The following is an 18861-nucleotide window of genomic DNA, read 5'->3' as shown; positions in this document are numbered from 1 at the left end:
CCCGGGCGGGGGAGTCAGTGGAGGAAGCGTCCCCCTCGCGGTCAGTGGAGGGGGAATTCGGCGCGGATCTCCCAGGCGCCTTCGGGGGTGAGGCCGGCGTCGAGGTGGCCGCCGAGCGCCTCGACCCGCTCCGCCATGCCCACGAGACCGAAACCGCCGCCTAAGCGGGCGACCCTGGGGTCCGAGGCCGAGTCGAAGTTGCGCACCCGCAGGACCACGGTGGCGTCGTAGCGGCGCAGGTCGGCTTCCACCCAGCCGGCGCGCGGCGCGTGCTTGCGTACGTTGGTGAGCGCCTCCAGCAGCACCCGGTGCAGGGTCGTCAGCACCTCGGGGGCGAGCGTCCGGCCGTCGATGCCCTGGCCGATCTCGAACGCCACCTTCGGGCCCTCCGCGGAGAACCGGTCGGTGAGCAGCCGCAGGTCGGCGAGCGAGGTGCCGGGGCTGCGGGACGCCTCGTCGGCTCTCAGCACGGTGACCATCCGGCGCATCGAGGTGAGCGCCTCGCTGCCGGCCGTGGCGATGGCGTCGAGCGCGGGCACCACGGCCGTCGGGCTGGTCTCGGCGACGGTGCGGGCGGCCTGAGCCTGTACGACGATGCCGGTGATGTGGTGGGCGACCAGGTCGTGCAGCTCCCTGGCCAGCTCCAGTCGCTCGGTGCGCCGTACGGAACGGACCGCCTCGTTGCGGCGCTCCTGCTGGAAGCGGAGGTAGCCGCCGACGCCGGCGATCGTCGACCAGGCGGCGAACAGCAGGAACGCGAAGGCGAGGGCTTCGACGCTCTCGGCGCGGGCGAAGGCTTCGGCCATCAGCACGATGAGGCCGGCGCAGGCGAGGATCGCCGCCGTCCGGACCGGCTCCACGTGCCTGATCACGCCGAGGACGAGGACGAGCAGGGCCCCCGTCTCCGCCGCGCCCGGAATGCCGGTGGTGCCCGTGCTCGTCATGACCACCGAGGTGAGCATGGAGAGGCCGGCCAGGATGACGAAGCTCTCCACCCGGTAGCGGCGGCGCAGGGCCATGGCCACGATCCCGGCGATCCCACAGGCGAACACCATGAACTGGAGCGGAGGGGAGCTGGCGGCGACGGTCAGGTCGGCCAGGAGCATCAGGCCGAGCCAGCCGAACATGGCGATCTCGCTCAGCCGGCGGATCCAGTAGACGACGCGTTTGGAGTCCCGCACGGCTCCGAGCCTAAGCCGCAAGTCCTATAGGTCGGATCGGCCATTCGGCCGAGCACGGCGGACCGGGACCGGCTCTTCAGCCGAGGCGGAGACAGGAGCCCCGGGCCGATCCTGGATAGGCCGGAAGGGGGCGACGATGATGGTCATCGGATTCGTACTGCTGGGTGTCGGACTGGTCATCGGGGTGCTGCTGGCGCTGACCGACCCGGTGTTGCTCTCGCGCATCAACGGGGAACCCGCCGAGGGGGCCAGCGGGCGGCACATCAGGGTGCGCGAGGCGAAGGTCGTACGACTGCACGGCAGGGCCGATGACCGCCGGGGGGCCACCGCCGCCTGAGGCCGGCTCGCGCGGTATGGCGCGTGAGCTGCGGGGCATCGCGGGGGATGGTGCCCCGGCGCGGCCCGCACTCCGTTGGGGAACGGAGTGCGGGCCACGTCAGTTACGGTGGCGGTATGACCAACGGTTTCGAAACCCTGGCGATCCACGCAGGTCAGGAGCCTGATCCTGTGACCGGCGCGGTCGTGCCGCCGATATATGCGACCTCCACCTACAAGCAGGACGGTGTGGGCGGTCTGCGTTCCGGATATGAGTACAGTCGCTCGGCCAATCCCACGCGGACGGCGCTCGAAGAGGCGCTGGCGGCGGTGGAGGGCGGGGCGCGCGGACTCGCGTTCGCCTCCGGGCTGGCCGCCGAGGACGCCCTGCTCCGCACGGTCTGCGCGCCGCAAGACCACATCGTCATCCCGAACGACGCCTACGGCGGCACCTACCGGCTGTTCGCCAAGGTGCACCAGCGCTGGGGCCTGCACTACGACCCGGTGCCGCTCGGCGACCTGGACGCGGTGGCGTCGGCGCTGACCCAGAAGACGAAGATCATTTGGGTGGAGACGCCCACCAACCCGCTGCTCGGCATCGCCGACATCGCGGCGCTGGCCCAGCTCGCCCATGACAACGGCTCGCTGCTGGTCGTCGACAACACCTTCGCCTCGCCGTACCTCCAGCAGCCGCTGGCGCTGGGCGCGGACGTCGTCGTGCACTCGACGACCAAATACGTCGGCGGCCACTCCGACGTGGTCGGCGGCGCGCTCGTCGCGGCCGACCGGGGGCTCGGCGAGGAGCTCGCCTACCACCAGAACGCGATGGGCGCGGTCGCGGGGCCGTTCGACGCGTGGCTGACGCTGCGCGGGCTCAAGACGCTCGGCGTACGCATGGACCGTCACTGCGACAACGCCGAACGCGTCGTAGACCTGCTGCTGGCGCACCCGAGAGTGACCCAGGTGCTCTACCCGGGGCTCGGCGAGCACGCCGGCCACGAGGTGGCCGCCAAGCAGATGAAGAGGTTCGGCGGCATGGTGTCGTTCCGGGTGGCCGGCGGCGAGGACGAGGCGGTCGAGGTGTGCAACCGGACCAAGCTGTTCACCCTCGGCGAGTCACTCGGCGGCGTCGAGTCGCTCATCGAGCATCCGGGCAGGATGACGCACGCCTCCGCGGCGGGCTCGCCGCTGGAGGTTCCCGGTGACCTGGTGCGCCTGTCGGTCGGCATCGAGACGATCGACGACCTGCTCGCCGACCTGACGCGGGCACTCGCCCGGTAGTCCACGGCACCCGAACGCGTCCGCCCGTCACTTCGCCGGCTTGACGGGCGGACGTGGGTCGTCGGCTGCCGCTGACCTGCGTCCGCGATAGAGCACCGTCATGATGGCCGGGATGTGCTTGGCATCGGCCTTGTCCAGGGCCTTCGAGGCCAGACGGAGCAGGACCAGTTGCCTACATATGTAGGCCAGAAGCCAGGCGACGCCGCCGATGAGGTAGCCCCACCACGGCACGCCCGACAACAGTGCGCTGCTCATCATGTGTCCTCTTCCACGGGCATGACCTTGTAGTGGCTGGTGTAGGTGGTGCGGTAGGCCATGGCCAGCCGCCTGACGGCCGGCACGATGCCGCCGGCGCAGATGCACAGCGAGATCAGGCCGACAGGCCCGTGCGCCAGGGTCATCACCAGGGCGCAGACCGCCGCGGCGCCGGTCAGCGTGCCACCCAGGGCCGCACGGACGACGGTGTCGTCGGTGGTCGTGTCGAGCAGCTCGCCGATGACCACCTTTCCGGCGCCGCCGAAGTAGAGGCCGCCGGCGATCCCGAGCAGCACCGACGCCACCAGGCCCACGGCAGCCGATTTGACCACCATGCCGATGAAGACGCCGACGGCGAAGCCCGCGCCCGTGGCGAGGACGGTGATGACGCCCGCGCCCACGCCGCCGACGGTGCCGAGGACGAAGGCGATGGCGGTCAGGCCGATGAGCAGGCTTCGCGAGCTACGCCTGCGGCTGCCCTGGGGAGCCAGCTTGCGCACGCTTCGGTGCTGGTCGAGCGCGAAGGTGAGCGCCCGGAGCATGCGTATCGAAGGGCTCCGGACCTCGTGATCCTCCAGGATGGCCGGCAGCTCCGCCGTCCACTCCCGGTAGTAGCTCGGCGCGATGTCGATCGGCAGCTTGAGGCAGGCGCTGCGGATGAGGCGCTTGGCCTGCCTTAACGTACGGGGATGGAGTGGTGCCATCACGCCGCCCCTTGCGGCGAGGGCCTGGACGGCTGGAAGCCGCTACCGGTGGCGTCCAGGGATGCCCGGGCCAGCTCCTCCCGGGCGATGCGAATGCCGTCCCCCGTCAGGCGGTAATACTTTCGCGGCGGCCGTCCCGCCTCGTCGGCCGGCTGCGACTCCCACTCGGCGGTCACCAGCCCCTCGTCCATGAGTCTGGCGAGCATGGGATAGAGCGTGCCGCTGGCCAGCCGGGCGGCCTTCATCAGGTCGTAGCCGTAGCGTTGTTCCGTGGGGTCTGCCAGGAAGGCCGCCAGCACCCGTGCCAGGGGCCCGGTTAGCTTCATGTTTTGGAAACTACCTATGTAGGCTACATATGTCGAGGTTACATTTCCCTACCGAAAGACGGCACCCGTCGGGAAGGGGTGACCGTCGCCTGGCGCACGATCACAGGTGCCTAGCCGGGCACCACCATCAGGAAAAGGATCACCAGCCAGATCACGGTGAGCAGCCCGCTGATGGCGGCGATCCGGCCGTTCTGCACCTTCGCGTCGTCCTCCTTCTCCTCGCTCTGGAGGGCCTGAACGGCGCCGCGCAGGTCGCGGTCGATGATGAAGAGCAGCACGATGCCGACGATGAACAGCGTCATCGACGCCGTCATGTACCACTTGCCGAGCACGCCGCCGCCCAGCACCACGCCGAGCACCACCCCGAACACGAACACGCCCAGGGACGCCACGCTGTAGATGCGGGTCGTGCGCTGGATGTTGCGGAGCACGGGCAGGTTGGTGTCGCGGATAGCGCGCGGCGCGGCCATGGTGGCGGCGGTGAGCGGCCCGATGGTGAAGACCGCGAAGGCGATGTGCAGCCAGAGAAACAGGGACGACATGCGGGAGAGACTAGTCCCCGGCGATCTCGGCCGGGGACTCGACACTCTCTTCGCTTACGGCGGAGCAGCGCATGATCAGCTCGCTGGTGACAATGGCGACGATCATCAGTGCGACCAGAATGATGGCGATCATAAACACCACCTCCTTCCCCGTGGCGGGCGGAAATACCGTCCGTAATGACTAGACGCTTGGGCTTCGGCATGAGTTCAGCCCAGGTATCGTTACTCACCGCTGGATTTTCCTAACCTTCTGGGCACAAGGGGGTGCCGTCCGTGACCATCAGGCACGTCGAGCCGTATTCCGATGAGTGGCTGCAGCAGCCGGTCTGCTACGTGCGGCTAGTCGTCGAGCTGCTCGGAGCCGAGGTCGCCGACTGGTGGGAGGGCCCCTGCGATCCGCGTGAGGCGACCGTTCGCCTGGCGGACGGGGCCGCGCTGGTGTGGGACGAGGAGAGCGGATGGCGGCTGGGCCGCTTCGTCTCCGGCGGTTCCGGCGAGCGCACCGAGCTGACCGGGTCCCGCTATCTGGGCGGCGGGCTGCTGCCCAGGCCGGAGCGGGTGCCCGCGGCGCTGGCCGACGCCCGCGCGGGCGTCGGCGCCTGCAGCGCGTGGCGTCCCTGTTATCGCTCCCACCGCAGCTGCCACGACGGCTTCGACGTGGCGCTCGACTTCTACCGCCGCCTCATCGACGCCTGACCGCCGGCCATCGGGCCCGGCATCGACCTTGACCGCCGGTCAGCGTGCCTGGCATCGACGCCTGACCGCCGGCCATCGGGCCCGGCATCGACCTTGAGCGCCGGCCATCGGGCCCGTGATCGACGCCTGAGCGCCGGTCAGCGTGCCTGGCATCGATGCCTGTGCGCAGGTCAGCGGGCCCGGCGTACGCGCAGGAAGTCACTCACCACATATTCGCCCAGCCGGTCGGCGTCGGGCGAGAAGACGCGCCCGCCGTTGCGCCGGGCGACCTCGTCGACGAACTCCTTGAGCCGGTCGTCGCCCGCCAGCATGAAGACGTTGAGCGTGGCGCGGCGGCGGGTCATCTTGTCCACTTCCGCCAGCGTCAGCTCCAGCGTCTCCGACGACGGCGGCCATTCGAAGGCGGAGCGGCCGTTGCGCATCAGGTGCGCGGTGGGCTCGCCGTCGGTGACGACGAGCACCACCGGCTCGAAGTCGGGGTGGCGGTCCAGGTGCCGTCCCGCGATCAGCAGCGCGTGGTGCAGGTTGGTGCCCTGCACCATGTCCCAGTCGAGGCCGGCGAGCTCGTCCGGCTGCAGGACCCGCGCATAGTTGGAGAAGCCGATGATCTGTACGGCGTCCTGCGGGAACTTGGCGGCCACCAGCGCCTGCAAGGCCAGCGCCGTCTGCTTGGCCGCGGCCCAGGTGCCCCGCAGGGCCATCGAGTAGGACAGGTCCACCAGCAGGCAGATGGCCGCGGCGCTGCGCCGCTCGGTCTCGGCCACCTCGAAGTCGTCCACGGACAGGCGTACGGACGTGCCGGCGCCCGCCTCGGTGCGCAGGCCACCGCCGCGCACGCCGTTGACCAGGGTGCGGACCACGTCGATCGGCTGCTCGTCGCCGAACCGCCAGGGGCGTGAGGAGCCGGTGAGCTCGCCGGCCGAGCCCGCGTCGTGCTGGTCGTGGTCGCCGCGCCGTCCGGCGTCCAGCGAGGTGAACACCCGGCGCAGCGCGGTCTCGCCGAGCCGCCGCACGGCCTTGGGGGTGAGCTCCAGCTTGCCGCGGCGGCGCAGCAGATAGCCCTGCTCCTCCAGCTCCCGCTCGATCCGCTTGAGCCCCTCCAGGTCGTCGACGGCCGAGCGGCCGAGGGCGCGGCGGACCGCGGCCTCGTCGATGTCGTCCAGCCTGGCCCCTGGGTAGTCCTGGCGCAGCGCGGTCTCCAACTGGGAGAGGTCGGCCAGCTCCTCCAGGGCGGTGACGGCGTCGCCCATGCCGAGCGGCTGCTCGCCGGTCATCCGCTCGTCCGCGTCCCAGGCGAGGTCGGGGCGGCGGGCGGCGAGGGCCTCGCCGAGGCGGCGCATCTGGTCGGCGAGCCCGGACTGGTCGAGGGTCTCGTTGATCAGATTGCCGAGCTCCTCGCGCTGGCGCGGGGTCATCGAGGCGAGCATGCGCTGGGTGGCGGCGGCGCGGCGGGCGAGAGTGTCGACGAGCTCCTCGAGGTTCCGCGGCTTCTCCGGAAACATGTCGCCATATTTCGCCATAAAAGCGTCGAAGTCGGCTTGCTGGTGCTCGCCTCGGGCGTCCCTGTCCAGCATGTCGTTCAAGTCCGACATCATCTGGCGGACTCGCTCCATCGCCTCCGGGTCAGGGTGGGCCAGCGCGTCGCGCAGCCCCTTGAACTGGCTGTCGAGCACCTCCCGCCGCAGCAGGTCACGCAGCTCCTCGAAGGTCTGCCTGGCCGCGGCCGAGCGCCATTCGTAGGGCGTCAGCGCCTGGATGGCGCCGGCGGTGTCGTCAGGCAGCGTGTCGAGCTCGGCCTCACGCAGCCGGGCGTCGTCGGACGGGTCCGGGAACAGCTCGGCCCGCTCCTGCCCGATCGCCTTGTCCAGCAGCGCCCGTGCCCGCTCCAGGGTGCCGTCGAGCCGGCCGCTCTCTCGCAGCTCGCGGCGGCGTCGGCGTACCTCTCTGAGCATGTCGTCGAGACCTCGGCGGTCCTGCGCGCCCGGCAGGCCGCGCTTGAGCAGGTCGCGCAGGGCGTGCACGGGCGTGGAACCGGACAGGATGGCGTCGCCCATCTCGTCGAGAGCCGCACGCACGTCGTACGGCGGGGCGAGGGGGTCCGGGCCATCGTGGAACTCGCCATAGCGGTAGGCCATCACGAACCCACGCTAACCCCAGATGCACCACTATGCGGACGCTGAGCCCGTACGGGTGGCTCCGCCTGTGGTGAAACAGCACCGAGGCGACCCCGCTGACGCCCCGAACCGCTGGTCCGTACAGGAGCAGAGACCGAGGGCAGGTCTCCCGGAAGAGGCCCGCCGGAGCAGGCCCTTCCGGGGAGACCTCCGCCGGGGTCAGGTCCGGTAGACGGCGACTCCGTCCAGGTCATCCTTCGACAGCCGGCGCATGAGGTAGAGGCCCTCCAGAGCGAACTCCAGGGCCGCCGCCGCGTGCCCCGGGGACTCCTCGCCCGCGCCCATGCCCAGCGCGGTCATGATCTTGGCGAGGCCGTTGACCGGGCCGATCCGGTGCAGCAGCTCGCCCGCGCCGATCAGCTCGCCCGACTCCACCTGGTTGCCCTCGGCGAACTTGTCGGTGAGCGGGGACAGGTCCATGCCGCCCAGCCGGCTCCTGAACGTCTCGGCCGTGGCCCGGCGCAGCAGGTGGGCCAGGATCTCGGTCTCCCTGCCCTCCTCGCTGACCTCGAACTCGACCTTGCCGCGCAGGCTGTGCACGACCGGGGCCAGGTCGCACACCCGGGTCACCGCCTGCTCCTCGCCGGCGATGGCGGCCCTGCGCACGGCCGAGGCCGAGGCGGTCTCGGCGGCCGCGATGGAGAAGCGCGCCGACACGCCGGAGCGGGCGTCGACGGCCGTGGACTCGCGGACCAGCCGGGTGAACCTGGCGATCGCCTCGATGAGGTGCTCGGGGATGTCGGCCCCGATGTCCGGCACGGTCTCCTGCCGGATGAGCGTGAGCTCGTCCTCGATCGTGAGCGGGTAGTGGGTGCGGACCTCGGCGCCGAAGCGGTCCTTCAGCGGGGTGATGATCCGGCCCCTGTTGGTGTAGTCCTCGGGGTTGGCGCTGGCGATGAGCAGGATGTCGAGCGGCAGCCGCAGGTTGTAGCCGCGCACCTGGATGTCGCGCTCCTCCAGCACGTTGAGCAGCGAGACTTGGATGCGCTCGGCCAGGTCGGGCAGCTCGTTGACGGAGAAGACGCCCCGGTTGGTGCGCGGGACCAGGCCGTAGTGCACGGTCTCGGGGTCACCGAGCCGCCGCCCCTCAGCGATCTTGATCGGGTCGATGTCGCCGATCAGATCGCCCACGGAGGTGTCGGGGGTGGCGAGCTTCTCGCCGTAGCGCTCGTCGCGGTGTTTCCACGCCACGGGGAGCTCGTCGCCCAGCTCGTCCGCCAGCGCGCGGCAGCGGCCGCAGACAGGGGCGTAGGGATGGTCGTTGATCTCACATCCCTCGACGACGGGAGTCCATTCGTCGAGAAGGCCGGTGACCGTGCGGATGAGCCGGGTCTTACCTTGGCCGCGCTCACCGAGCAGGACCAGGTCATGCCCGGCGATGAGGGCTCGTTCGAGATGGGGCAGGACGGAGTCGTCGAAGCCCACGATGCCTGGGAAACGGGGCTCGCCCGCTCGGAGTTTGGCCAGCAGGTTTTCGCGGACCTCGGCTTTGACGGTGCGATGAACGTGGCCGCTCTCTCGCAACTCGCGAAGAATACGAGGCTGATGCACGGGATCGAGACTACGTCCCTCCGGGATGATGCGGGGAGAGTTTCGCAGCTGGCGGAGATTTCGGATCTCGACCATTAGGTGACGGTTCGTGTGCGTGCTTGTCCTTTTACGGGGGAGAATCGGGCCTAGGGGACTTGGACCTGCTGAGGGAGGCGAGAGGCGTGGCACTGATGACGACCCGCTTCGCCGACGGCCTCGCCGTGGATTCCGATCTGGTGACGGCCGCGGAGAAGGCCGTCGGTCAAGCTCTGGCGAGACTCAACGGCCAAGCCGACCTGGTCTGCTTCTTCATCTGCGGTGAGGATCCCGACGATGTGGCCAGGGCGGGCGAGCGCGCGATGCGGCTGGCGCCGGAGGCGCAGGTGATCGGCTGCAGCGCCACCGGGGTGATCGGCGACGGACAGGGCGTCGAGTTGACGCCCGCCGTGAGCGCCTGGGCGGCCACTCTCGACGGGGCCGAGATCACCACGTTCGCGCTGGAGACGCTGACCGCCGAGGACAAGTTCGTGGTGGTCGGACTGCCGGAGCGCGGCACCGACGACCATGTGGCGATCATCCTCGCCGACCCCTACTCCTTCCCGACGGACGCCTTCGTCGAACGGTCCGTGGAGGTGCTCGGCGACCTGCCGCTGATCGGCGGCCTGGCCAACGGGCTCCAGGGCCGCGGGTCGGTCCGGCTGTTCGCCGACGGCGAGGTCTACACCGAAGGCGCGATCGGCGTGCTGATCAGCGGGGCCGTCCGGGTCAGCACCGTGGTCAGCCAGGGCTGCCGTCCGATCGGCCCCAGCATGGTCGTCACCCGCAGCGAGGAGAACCTGCTGCTGGAGCTGGCCGGGCAGCCCGCGCTCTCCCGCCTTGAGGACATCGTCAGCGATCTCGACGAGGACGACCGCGAGCTGGTGGCGGCCGGACTGCAGATCGGCGTGGCCATGGACGAGTACGCCGAACGCCACGAACGCGGCGACTTCCTGATCAGAGGCGTGATCGGCATCGACCCCGAACGCGAGGCCGTGGCCATCGGCGACATCGTGGAGATCGGCCGGACCGTGCGCTTCCAGGTGCGCGACGCCGCCACCGCCGACGAGGACCTCTACGACCTGCTCGACGCGCACCGTGAGGAGCTCGGCAGGGTCGACGGCGCGCTGCTGTTCTCCTGCAACGGCCGCGGCTCGGCGATGTTCGGCACCGCCGACCACGATCCCGTCGCGCTGCGCGACACGCTCGGCCCCATCGGCATGGCGGGCTTCTTCGCCGCCGGCGAGGTCGGCCCGGTCGCCGGCCACAACCACGTACACGGGTTCACCGCCTCCGTGCTCGTCTTCTCCTCCTCCGGGTCGGCGGGCGGCACGTGATCCTCGCGATCGACGTCGGCGGCACCAAGATGGCCGCCGCCCTCGTCGGCCCCGACGGCGTGCCCCGGCGGATCACCCGCGTCGCCACCCCGCAGCACGCGGACGCGCAGACCCTGTGGAAGACGCTCACCGACCTGATCGACCCGCTCTCCGGCGGGGTGGCCGGGGTGGGGGTCGGCTGCGGCGGCCCGATGACCTGGCCGGACGGCGAGGTGTCACCGCTCAACATCCCCGCCTGGCGCGGTTTCCCACTGCGCGCCAGGCTGGCGGCCCGCTTCCCCGGCCTTCCGGTACGGATACACAACGACGCCGTCTGTGTGGCCGTGGCCGAGCACTGGCAGGGCGCGGGCCGTGGCAGCGCCGACATGCTCGGCATGGTGGTCTCGACCGGGGTGGGCGGTGGTCTGATCCTCGGCGGGCGCCTGATCAACGGCGGCACCGGCAACGCCGGGCACATCGGGCACGTCGTGGTGGAGCCCGAGGGCGGGCCTCGGTGCGGGTGCGGCGGCCACGGCTGCCTGGAGGCGGTCGCCAGAGGCCCCGCCCTGACTGAGTGGGCCCTGTCCCAGGGCTGGACCCCCAGCACCACCACCCCGGACCGCCCCCTGGCGGAAACCCCAGGGCTGAGGGGCGAGGGTCGCGCGGTGGCCGGCCCTGGACTCGGTGATCCGTGTGTGGCCGGGCCGGGGATGGCCAATCTGGGAGCCGCCGGGGTGGGGGTCGTCGGCTCGGTGGGTGTTGAGCCGTATCGGGAGGATCGGGCGGTTACCGGGCGTGTGCTGGCGGCGGACGCCCGGGCGGGTGTCGAGGTGGCGGTGGCCGCGATGCGGCGGGCCGGCCGGGCGCTGGGCATCGCGATCGCGTCCGCCACCCACCTGTGCGACCTGGACCTGGTGACCATCGGCGGCGGCCTGTCGCAGGCGGGCGAGCCGCTGTTCGGGCCGCTGGAGGAGGCGCTGCGCGAGCACGCCCGGATGGACTTCGCCCGCCGGGTCCGGGTGGTGCCCGCCGCCCTGGGCCAGGAGGCCGGCCTGGTCGGCGCGGCCGCCCTGATCCTGGCGGGGGAGAGCTACTGAGACGCAGCGCCCCCCGGTGTCAGATGGCGGGACGCCCGGGCTGGAAGAGCCAGGTGTCGAAGAGGGTGTCGAGCTGCTTGCCGGACAGGCGCTCGGCCAGGGTGACGAACTGCTCCGTCGTGACGTTGCCGTACTGGTGCTCGCTCGTCCAGGTCTTGAGCAGTTTGAAGAACGTCTCGTCGCCGATGGCCCCGCGCAGCGCGTGCAGCGTCATGGCGCCACGGTTGTAGACGGACTCGTTGAACAGGTCGCTGGGCTTGGCGCGGCCGGGCGGGTAGGTCCAGATGGGGTCCTTCGCCGGGCGCTCGTAGAAGGCCCGGAAGGAGGCGTCGGAGGTGCCGGTGCCCTTGTGCTCGGCCCAGAGCCACTCGGCGTAGGTGGCGAAGCCCTCGTTGAGCCACAGGTCCCGCCAGCGCTCGATGCTCAGGCTGTTGCCGAACCACTGGTGCGCCAGCTCGTGGGCGATGATGTCCTCGCCGGGGTCGAAGCCGCCGTAGAGGGGCTTGGTCTGGTTTTCCAGCGCGTAGCCGGCCGTGAAGTCGTCGATCACGCCGCCCGTCGAGGAGAACGGGTAGCGGCCGAACACGGTGCCCCAATAGTCGGTGATCTCGGCGGAGAGCTTGTAGAGCTTGTCCAGCGAGCGGGTGAACTTGGGGTCGACCGCCGCCAGGGCGCGGATGCCGCCGGGGGTCTTGCCCTCGCGGAGCTGGAACCTGCCGACCGTGGCCGTCGCCAGATAGGTGGCCATCGGGTGCGCCTCCCGCCACTTGAAGGTGGTCAGGTCGCCCGAGGTCTGCGGCTTGCCGGTGAGCTCGCCGTTGGCCAGCGCGGTCGCGCCCTTCGGCACGGTGATCTCGAAGTCGAAGGTGGCCTTGTCGGCGGGGTGGTCGTTGCCCGGGAACCAGGTCCTGGCGCCGTTGGGCTCGCAGGCCACGAACGCGCCGTCGGGGGTCGGGATGAATCCGTATCTGCCGAGGTTGGAGGAGTCCACGACCGGCTGGGGGACGCCCGCGTAGGCCACCTTGACGTTGAAGGCCGATCCCTGCCGCAGCGGCGCGGCGGGGGTGACGGTCAGCTCGTGGCCGGTGCGGGAGAACGTGGCGGCCGCCCCGTCGACGGAGACCTCGCCCACCTTGAAGCCCTTGAGATCCAGGTTGAACTGGCTCAGCCCCTGCTTGGCCGTGGCCTGGATGGTCGCCACGCCGTCGAGCCGCCGGCTCGACGGCGTGTAACCGAGCTTGAGCGCGTAGTGGGAGACGTCGTAGCCGCCGTTGCCGTCGAGGGGAAAGTCCGAGTCGCCGATGCCCGGTGCGCCGGCCTGGCCGGAGAGCCGCTCGACCGGGCGGGCCACCCCCTCGGACGGCCCGCAGGCGAGCGTGCTCATCAGGATGGCCAGCAGAACGGCGACTTGCCGGTTAGTGGACCTCATCTGTGCCGCGTCCCCCTTCGATGCGTGACCGCAAGCTTACGCTGAGTCAGGCATCGTTGGAGACGCCCTCGCGTCAGAGGTTGCCTCTGCGCTCCTGTTCGCGCTCGATGGCCTCGAACAGCGCCTTGAAGTTGCCCTTGCCGAAGCCGAGCGAGCCGTGCCGCTCGATGAGCTCGAAGAAGACCGTCGGCCGGTCCTGCACCGGCTTGGTGAAGATCTGCAGCAGGTAGCCGTCCTCGTCCCTGTCGACCAGGATCTTGCGCTTCTTCAGCTCCTCGATCGGCGCCCGCACCTCGCCGATGCGGCCGCGCAGCTCGGGGTCGTCGTAGTAGGAGTCGGGCGTGTCGAGGAACTCCATCCCGGCCGCGCGCATGTGGTCGACCGTGGTCAGGATGTCGTTGGTGGCCAGCGCGATGTGCTGCACGCCGGGCCCGCCGTAGAACTCCAGATATTCGTCGATCTGCGACTTCTTGCGGCTGACTGCCGGCTCGTTCAGCGGGAACTTGACCTTGCGCGAGCCGTCCGCCACGACCTTGGACATCAGCGCGGAATACTCCGTGGCGATGTCGTCGCCGACGAACTCCGCCATGTTCGTGAAGCCCATGACCGTGCGGTAAAAGTCCACCCATTCGTCCATCTTGCCCAGCTCGACGTTGCCCACGCAGTGGTCGACGGCCTGGAACAGCCGCCCGGTCCTGGTGGCGGGCGGGGCGACGAGCGGCGTGGCGGGCAGGTAGCCGGGCAGGTACACGCCGCCGTAGTTGGCCCGGTCCACCAGGGTGTGGCGGGTCTCGCCGTAGGTGGCGATCGCCGCGAGCACGACCTTGCCGTGCTCGTCCTCCATCGTGTACGGCTCAGCCAGCCCGCGGGCGCCGTGGGCCACGGCGTGCTGGTAGGCCGCCTCCACGTCCGGGACCTCCAGCGCCAGGTCGGTCACCCCGTCGCCGTGCTCGGCCACGTGCCTGGCCAGGTCGGTGCCGGGCCTGATCGAGGAGCGGAGCTCGAACCTGGCGCTGCCCGAGGTGAGCACGTAGGCCACCTCGTCGCGGCTGCCGTTCTCCGGCCCGCGGTAGGCCACCAGCTTCATGCCGAACGCCGTCGAGTAGTAGTGGGCTGCCTGCTTGGCGTTGCCGACGGCGAACACCACGGCATCCATTCCATTGACCGGAAAGACATCGCTCATACGGCCCATGCTCGATATATATGGGCGTGTTGTGCAAGAGTTGCTCGAATGAGTGGACAATATGTCCAGTGTGAGTCCCGATCCGCCGAGGAAGCCGTACACCATGACGATCGATGAGCTGGACGCCCGGTTGATCGCGCTGCTGTCCGCCGAGCCGAGGCTGGGTGTGCTGGAGTGCTCGCGCCGGCTCGGCGTCGCCCGCGGCACCGTTCAGGCGCGGCTGGACCGGCTGGCCGCCAGGGGCGTCATCACCGGGTTCGGGCCGGACATCTCGACCGAGGCGCTCGGCTACGACGTCACCGCCTTCGTCATGATGGAGATCCGCCAGATCGCCGGGCACGACCCGGTCGCCGACCGGCTGGCGCTCATCCCCGAGGTGCTGGAGGTGCACACCATCACCGGCGGCAGCGACCTGCTGTGCCGGGTGGTGGCCCGGACCAACGCCGATCTGCAGCGGGTCATCGACGGGATCGTGGACGTCCAGGGCGTGCTCAGAACGTCGTCCATCATCGCGCTGGACACCCCGGTTCCGTACCGGGTCCTGCCGTTGGTCGCCGACGTCCCTCGACGGGCGCCGCGCGAGCCGTAGCATCGGCGAAGGGGCGATGCACCGTTATCGATCGTTTACCCTTGACCTTCTCGCAGGTGACGGGGGGATCGGCGGACGTGATCGAGGGGGTGACGGCATGCGGAAGCGACGGTGGCTCCGTATCTCACTGATTGTCGGTGGCTCGGGGTTTCTCGTGCTGGCCGCGCTGTTCGGCATCGCGTGGGCGATGACCCCCATCCCGGACAGCACCCAGAAGGACGCCACGGCACAGGGCTCGGTCATCTATTACCGCGACGGCAAGACCGTCATCGCCCGGCAGGGCGTCGACCGCCGCACCGTGGAGCTGGCCAAGGTGCCCGAGCACGTGCGCGACGCGGTGATCGCGGCGGAGAACCGCTCGTTCTACGACGACAGCGGCGTCTCGGCCAAGGGCACCACGCGCGCCCTGTGGTCGACGCTCACCGGCCAGCAGCTCCAGGGCGGCTCCACCATCACCCAGCAGTTGGTGCGCAATTATTACAGCGGCCTGAGCCAGGAACGTTCCATCACCCGCAAGTTCAAAGAGATCATGATCTCGATCAAGGTCGACCAGTCGAAGTCCAAGGACTGGGTGCTGGAGCAATATCTCAACACGATCTACTACGGCCGCGGCGCCAACGGCGTCCAGGCGGCGGCCCACGCCTACTTCGGCAAGGACGTCGACGAGCTCGGCGTCGCCCAGGGCGCCTACCTCGCCGCGGTCATCCAGCAGCCCAGCCGCTTCGCCGACCCCAAGGGCGCCGACCTCGCCGCGGCCGAGGTCCGCTGGCGCTCGATCGTCCAGGCCATGGTCGAGACCGGCGCGCTCACCCCAGGGGAGGCCGCCGAGCAGAGGTTCCCCAAGCTGACGGCGCCGAAGAAGCCGTTCCAGCTCAAGGGGCAGGGACAATACATGCTGGAGCAGGTGACCGCGGAGCTCAACCGGCGCGGCTACACCGACGAGGACATCAACGGCGGCGGCCTCAGGATCGTCACCACCTTCGACAAGAAGCTCATGGAGGCGGCCGAGCGCGCCGTCAAGGAGACGCTGCCGGAAGCCACGCCCAAGCAGGTGCGCACCGGCCTGGCCGCCGTCGACCCGGCCAACGGCGAGGTCGTCGCCTTCTACGGCGGAAGCCCCCACCAGACCGAGTACGACAACGCCTTCTCCGCCAAGGTGATGGCCGGCTCCACCTTCAAGCCGTACACGCTGGCCGCCGCGCTGGACAACGGCTTCGACCTGTCCACCAGGGTCAACGGCAACTCCCCGATGCGGGTGGCCTCCGCCCCCGACACCCCCATCCCCAACGACAGCGGCCGCTCCTACGGGCTGATCAACCTGGTGAGCGCCACCCAGAACTCCGTCAACACCGCCTTCGTGGACCTCGCCCAGAAGGTGGGCACCGACAAGGTCGCCGCCACCGCCACGGCCATGGGCATCCCGGCCAAGCAGCTCGACCCGCACGTCGCGGCCGCCACCTTCCCGCTCGGCGTGGCCTCCGTGAGCGCGGTGCAGAACGCCTCCGGCTTCTCCACCCTCGCCAACGGCGGCGTCCACATGGAGGCGCACGTGGTCAAGCACGTCACCCGCGCCGACGGCGGGAAGGACACGATCGAGCCGGCCGCTACGCAGGCCGTCAGCAAGCAGGCGGCGGCGGACGCCACCTACGCGATGCGGCAGGTCGTGCAGTACGGCACCGGCACGGCGGCGCGGCTCTACGACCGTCCCGTGGCGGGCAAGACGGGCACCACGGACGATTCCAAGTCGGTCTGGTTCAACGGCTTCACCCCGCAGCTCGCGGTCGCGGTGGACATGTTCCGCTCGGACAACAAGCCGGTCACCGTCCCCGGTTACGGCGTGCAGTTCGGCGGTCAGCTGCCCGCGCAGATCTGGCGGGCGTTCATGACCGAGGCCATGCGCGGCGAGCCGGTCGAGGACTTCCCCGAGCCGTCCGGTCTCGGCTACACCTCGGACTACTCCGCGCCGGAGCGCGACTACGACGAGCGCCCCAGCACCACCCCCACCCGGCAGCCGGAGCCGTGGGACGACGGCGGCGAGCCCGAGGCCACCGAGCCGCCCTTCATCGACGACCCGCCCGTCGACCAGGGCCCCGAGGAGGAGCAGGGACCCCCGGAGCAGGACACCGACCAGCCGGCCCCGCCGGACCTCCAGCCGTCCGCCCGCCCCGACGACAGCGAGGCCGACCCGGCCCCACTCGGCTGACCGTTCCGACGATCGACCGGCCCGGCCGCGTGGATCTAGTGGTCGGCCAGCTGGGCCCGTAGGTCTTCGGGGGTGGTGACGGGCAGGCGGCAGGTGAAGCCGCGGCACACGTAGGCCGCCGGCGCGCCGGCGATCAGCGGCCGCCCGTCCAGCAGCGGCGCCCCGCCGTTCGCGGTCTCCCCGCCGCCCAGCGCGACCACCAGGCCGGGCACGTCGGCGAGGTAGGCCTCCCGATGCAGGATCTCGGTACGGGGGTCGCCGGGCGGGCCGACGACCGCCACCTCGACCGGCCCGTCGAGTGCCGCTCGCGCCACCGCGAGCCCCCAGCCGGCGAAGCGGGCGTGCTTGGCCGCCAGCACCGAGACGGTGCCGAGGGCCGCGTGCGCCGCCTCCCGGTGCCGGCTGGAGCCGGTCAGGGCCGCGTACGACAGCAGGGCCCCCGCCGCGGCGTACTGCCCCGAGGGGGTGGCGTTGTCCGTGGGGTCCTGCGGCCGCTGGAACAGCCTCTCGGCGTCGTCCGCGGTGTCGTAGAAGCCGCCCGCCCCGTCGGCGAACCGGTCGAGCAGGGTGTCCAGCAGGGTGCCCGCCAGCCGGAACCACCGCGTCTCCCCGGTCGCCCCGTAGAGGGCGATCAGCCCTTCGGCGAGGTTGGCGTAGTCCTCCAGCACTCCCGCGTTCGTGCCCGCCCGGCCGTCGCGCGAGGTGCGCAGCAGCCTGCCGTCCACCACGTGCACTCGCTCCAGCAGGGTCGCGGCGGCCTCGGCGGCCCGCACGAGGTCGGGCCGGTCCAGCGCCATGCCGGTCTCGGCCAGGGCCGCGATGGCGAGCCCGGTCCAGCCGGCCACCACCTTGTCGTCGCGTCCCGGTCGTACCCGATGCTCCCGGGCGGCGAGCAGGCGCTCGCGCACGCTCGCCAGCCGGGCGGGGTCGGCGGGGTCCTGGTGGAGCTGCAGGACGGACGTGCCGTGCTCGAACGTGCCGGTCACGTCGAAGACCTCGGCCGCCCACGTCCCGTCGTCGTCGCCGAGCACCTCGCGCAGCCGCTCGGGCGTCCAGACGTAGAAGCGGCCCTCCTCGCCCTCGCTGTCGGCGTCCAGCGCGGAGGCGAAGCCGCCCTCGGCCGTGCGCAGCTCGCGCAGCAGCCAGTCAGCGGTCTCCAGGGCCACCCGGCGGGCCAGCGGGCCGCCGCCGGCGCGCCACCAGTGGGTGTAGACCCGCAGCAGCAGCGCGTTGTCGTACAGCATCTTCTCGAAGTGCGGCACCACCCAGCCGGCGTCCACGCTGTAGCGGGCGAAGCCGCCGCCGAGCTGGTCGTAGATGCCGCCGCGCGCCATCGCCTCGAGCGTCGTGCCGCTCATCTCGCGCTCACCGGAGCGCAGCAGGAACTCCAGCACCATCGACGGCGGGAACTTCGGCGCGCCGCCGAACCCGCCGCGCACCGGGTCGAACGACTCGCGCAGGTTGCGCAGGGCCGTCTCCAGCGTCTCCTCGGTGGGCAGCGGCCCGCTGGGCAGGGAGGTGCCGGAGCTGAGCACCTCCACCACCTTCGCGCCCTGCTCCAGCACGGTCGCCCGGTCGTTGGCCCACGCGCCGGACAGGCCCTGCAGCAGCCGCTGGAACTGCGGGCGCGGGAAGTAGGTGCCGCAGTAGAACGGGTGTCCCTCGGGGGTGGCGAACACGGTCATCGGCCAGCCGCCCTGCTGGGTCATGGCCTGGGTGGCGCTCATGTAGACGGCGTCCACGTCGGGGCGTTCCTCGCGGTCCACCTTGATGTTGACGAAGTTGTCGTTCATCAACTGCGCGGTGCCCGGGTCCTCGAAGCTCTCGTGCGCCATCACGTGGCACCAGTGACACGCCGAGTAGCCGACGCTGATCAGCAGAGGCACGTCGCGGCGGCGGGCCTCGGCGAACGCCTCCTCGCCCCACGGGTGCCAGTCGACGGGATTGGCCGCGTGCTGCAGCAGGTAGGGGCTCGTCGCGTCCTGCAACCGGTTCATCACCTCA

General features: G+C 70.7%; 18 protein-coding genes. 7 read left to right on the top strand and 11 right to left on the bottom strand.

Features of this window, described 5'->3' with window-relative positions; genetic code table 11:
* Positions 1–41 precede the first annotated feature (41 nt).
* Positions 42–1181, bottom strand: coding sequence for a sensor histidine kinase (locus IEY87_RS28810; protein ID WP_189141929.1), 1140 nt, complete (start codon positions 1179–1181; stop codon positions 42–44).
* Between the two features lie 136 nt (positions 1182–1317).
* Between IEY87_RS28810 and IEY87_RS28805 the strand changes: the two genes are divergently transcribed.
* Both IEY87_RS28805 and IEY87_RS28800 read left to right on the top strand, forming a co-directional pair.
* Entirely contained in the window at positions 1318–1518 is a 201-nt protein-coding gene (locus tag IEY87_RS28805) for a hypothetical protein (protein WP_189141928.1), read from the top strand.
* A gap of 116 nt (positions 1519–1634) precedes the next feature.
* Complete coding sequence (locus tag IEY87_RS28800; protein ID WP_189141927.1) at positions 1635–2777, top strand: cystathionine gamma-synthase; 1143 nt, start codon at positions 1635–1637, stop codon at positions 2775–2777.
* A gap of 27 nt (positions 2778–2804) precedes the next feature.
* Here the strand turns inward: IEY87_RS28800 and IEY87_RS28795 are convergent, their stop codons facing one another.
* The 5 genes from IEY87_RS28795 to IEY87_RS46785 form a co-directional block, all read right to left on the bottom strand.
* Positions 2805–3035 carry a hypothetical protein gene (locus IEY87_RS28795; protein WP_189141926.1) on the bottom strand — a complete coding sequence of 77 codons (231 nt, stop codon included), beginning with the start codon at positions 3033–3035 and terminating at the stop codon, positions 2805–2807.
* The gene (locus IEY87_RS28790) at positions 3032–3736 is read right to left on the bottom strand and encodes a hypothetical protein (RefSeq protein WP_189141925.1); all 705 of its coding nucleotides are present in this window, start codon (positions 3734–3736) and stop codon (positions 3032–3034) included. Before IEY87_RS28790 ends, IEY87_RS28795 begins: the two co-directional genes overlap by 4 nt.
* Positions 3736–4062 (bottom strand): PadR family transcriptional regulator, encoded by a 327-nt coding sequence (locus tag IEY87_RS28785; RefSeq protein ID WP_189141924.1) that lies wholly within the window; start codon positions 4060–4062, stop codon positions 3736–3738. The genes IEY87_RS28790 and IEY87_RS28785 overlap by 1 nt, the downstream gene beginning before the upstream one ends.
* Positions 4063–4172: 110 nt before the next feature.
* Complete coding sequence (locus IEY87_RS28780) at positions 4173–4604, bottom strand: hypothetical protein (RefSeq protein WP_189141923.1); 432 nt, start codon at positions 4602–4604, stop codon at positions 4173–4175.
* Between the two features lie 10 nt (positions 4605–4614).
* The gene (locus IEY87_RS46785; protein ID WP_263652776.1) at positions 4615–4737 is read right to left on the bottom strand and encodes a hypothetical protein; all 123 of its coding nucleotides are present in this window, start codon (positions 4735–4737) and stop codon (positions 4615–4617) included.
* Between the two features lie 140 nt (positions 4738–4877).
* Between IEY87_RS46785 and IEY87_RS28775 the strand changes: the two genes are divergently transcribed.
* Positions 4878–5300, top strand: coding sequence for a DUF6292 family protein (locus IEY87_RS28775; RefSeq protein ID WP_225277747.1), 423 nt, complete (start codon positions 4878–4880; stop codon positions 5298–5300).
* Between the two features lie 170 nt (positions 5301–5470).
* Here IEY87_RS28775 and IEY87_RS28770 read toward each other — a convergent pair whose 3' ends face one another.
* Both IEY87_RS28770 and IEY87_RS28765 read right to left on the bottom strand, forming a co-directional pair.
* Positions 5471–7435 (bottom strand): vWA domain-containing protein, encoded by a 1965-nt coding sequence (locus IEY87_RS28770; RefSeq protein WP_189142020.1) that lies wholly within the window; start codon positions 7433–7435, stop codon positions 5471–5473.
* Positions 7436–7633: 198 nt separating this feature from the next.
* Positions 7634–9100, bottom strand: coding sequence for a sigma 54-interacting transcriptional regulator (locus IEY87_RS28765; RefSeq protein WP_189141921.1), 1467 nt, complete (start codon positions 9098–9100; stop codon positions 7634–7636).
* Between the two features lie 95 nt (positions 9101–9195).
* Between IEY87_RS28765 and IEY87_RS28760 the strand changes: the two genes are divergently transcribed.
* Positions 9196–10377, top strand: coding sequence for an FIST signal transduction protein (locus IEY87_RS28760; RefSeq protein ID WP_189142019.1), 1182 nt, complete (start codon positions 9196–9198; stop codon positions 10375–10377).
* A complete protein-coding gene (locus tag IEY87_RS28755) occupies positions 10374–11453 on the top strand; it encodes an ROK family protein (RefSeq protein ID WP_189141920.1) in 1080 nt (359 codons plus the stop codon). Before IEY87_RS28760 ends, IEY87_RS28755 begins: the two co-directional genes overlap by 4 nt.
* 19 nt (positions 11454–11472) lie before the next feature.
* Here the strand turns inward: IEY87_RS28755 and IEY87_RS28750 are convergent, their stop codons facing one another.
* A complete protein-coding gene (locus tag IEY87_RS28750; RefSeq protein ID WP_189141919.1) occupies positions 11473–12882 on the bottom strand; it encodes a M1 family metallopeptidase in 1410 nt (469 codons plus the stop codon).
* 73 nt (positions 12883–12955) lie between these two features.
* The gene (gene hppD / locus IEY87_RS28745; protein WP_189141918.1) at positions 12956–14065 is read right to left on the bottom strand and encodes a 4-hydroxyphenylpyruvate dioxygenase; all 1110 of its coding nucleotides are present in this window, start codon (positions 14063–14065) and stop codon (positions 12956–12958) included.
* Positions 14066–14168: 103 nt separating this feature from the next.
* Here hppD and IEY87_RS28740 point away from each other — a divergent pair, with 103 nt between their 5' ends.
* Both IEY87_RS28740 and IEY87_RS28735 read left to right on the top strand, forming a co-directional pair.
* A complete protein-coding gene (locus IEY87_RS28740) occupies positions 14169–14654 on the top strand; it encodes an Lrp/AsnC family transcriptional regulator (protein ID WP_189141917.1) in 486 nt (161 codons plus the stop codon).
* Between the two features lie 97 nt (positions 14655–14751).
* Positions 14752–16857, top strand: a complete 2106-nt coding sequence (locus IEY87_RS28735; RefSeq protein WP_189141916.1) for a transglycosylase domain-containing protein — start codon at positions 14752–14754, stop codon at positions 16855–16857.
* A gap of 35 nt (positions 16858–16892) precedes the next feature.
* Here IEY87_RS28735 and IEY87_RS28730 read toward each other — a convergent pair whose 3' ends face one another.
* A complete protein-coding gene (locus IEY87_RS28730; RefSeq protein WP_189141915.1) occupies positions 16893–18854 on the bottom strand; it encodes a thioredoxin domain-containing protein in 1962 nt (653 codons plus the stop codon).
* Positions 18855–18861 lie beyond the last annotated feature (7 nt).

The organism is Nonomuraea glycinis (assembly GCF_014646515.1).
Lineage (GTDB): Bacteria > Actinomycetota > Actinomycetes > Streptosporangiales > Streptosporangiaceae > Nonomuraea > Nonomuraea glycinis.
Note: the sequence above shows the minus strand (reverse complement) of the source record. Positions and strands in the feature narration are given on the sequence as shown.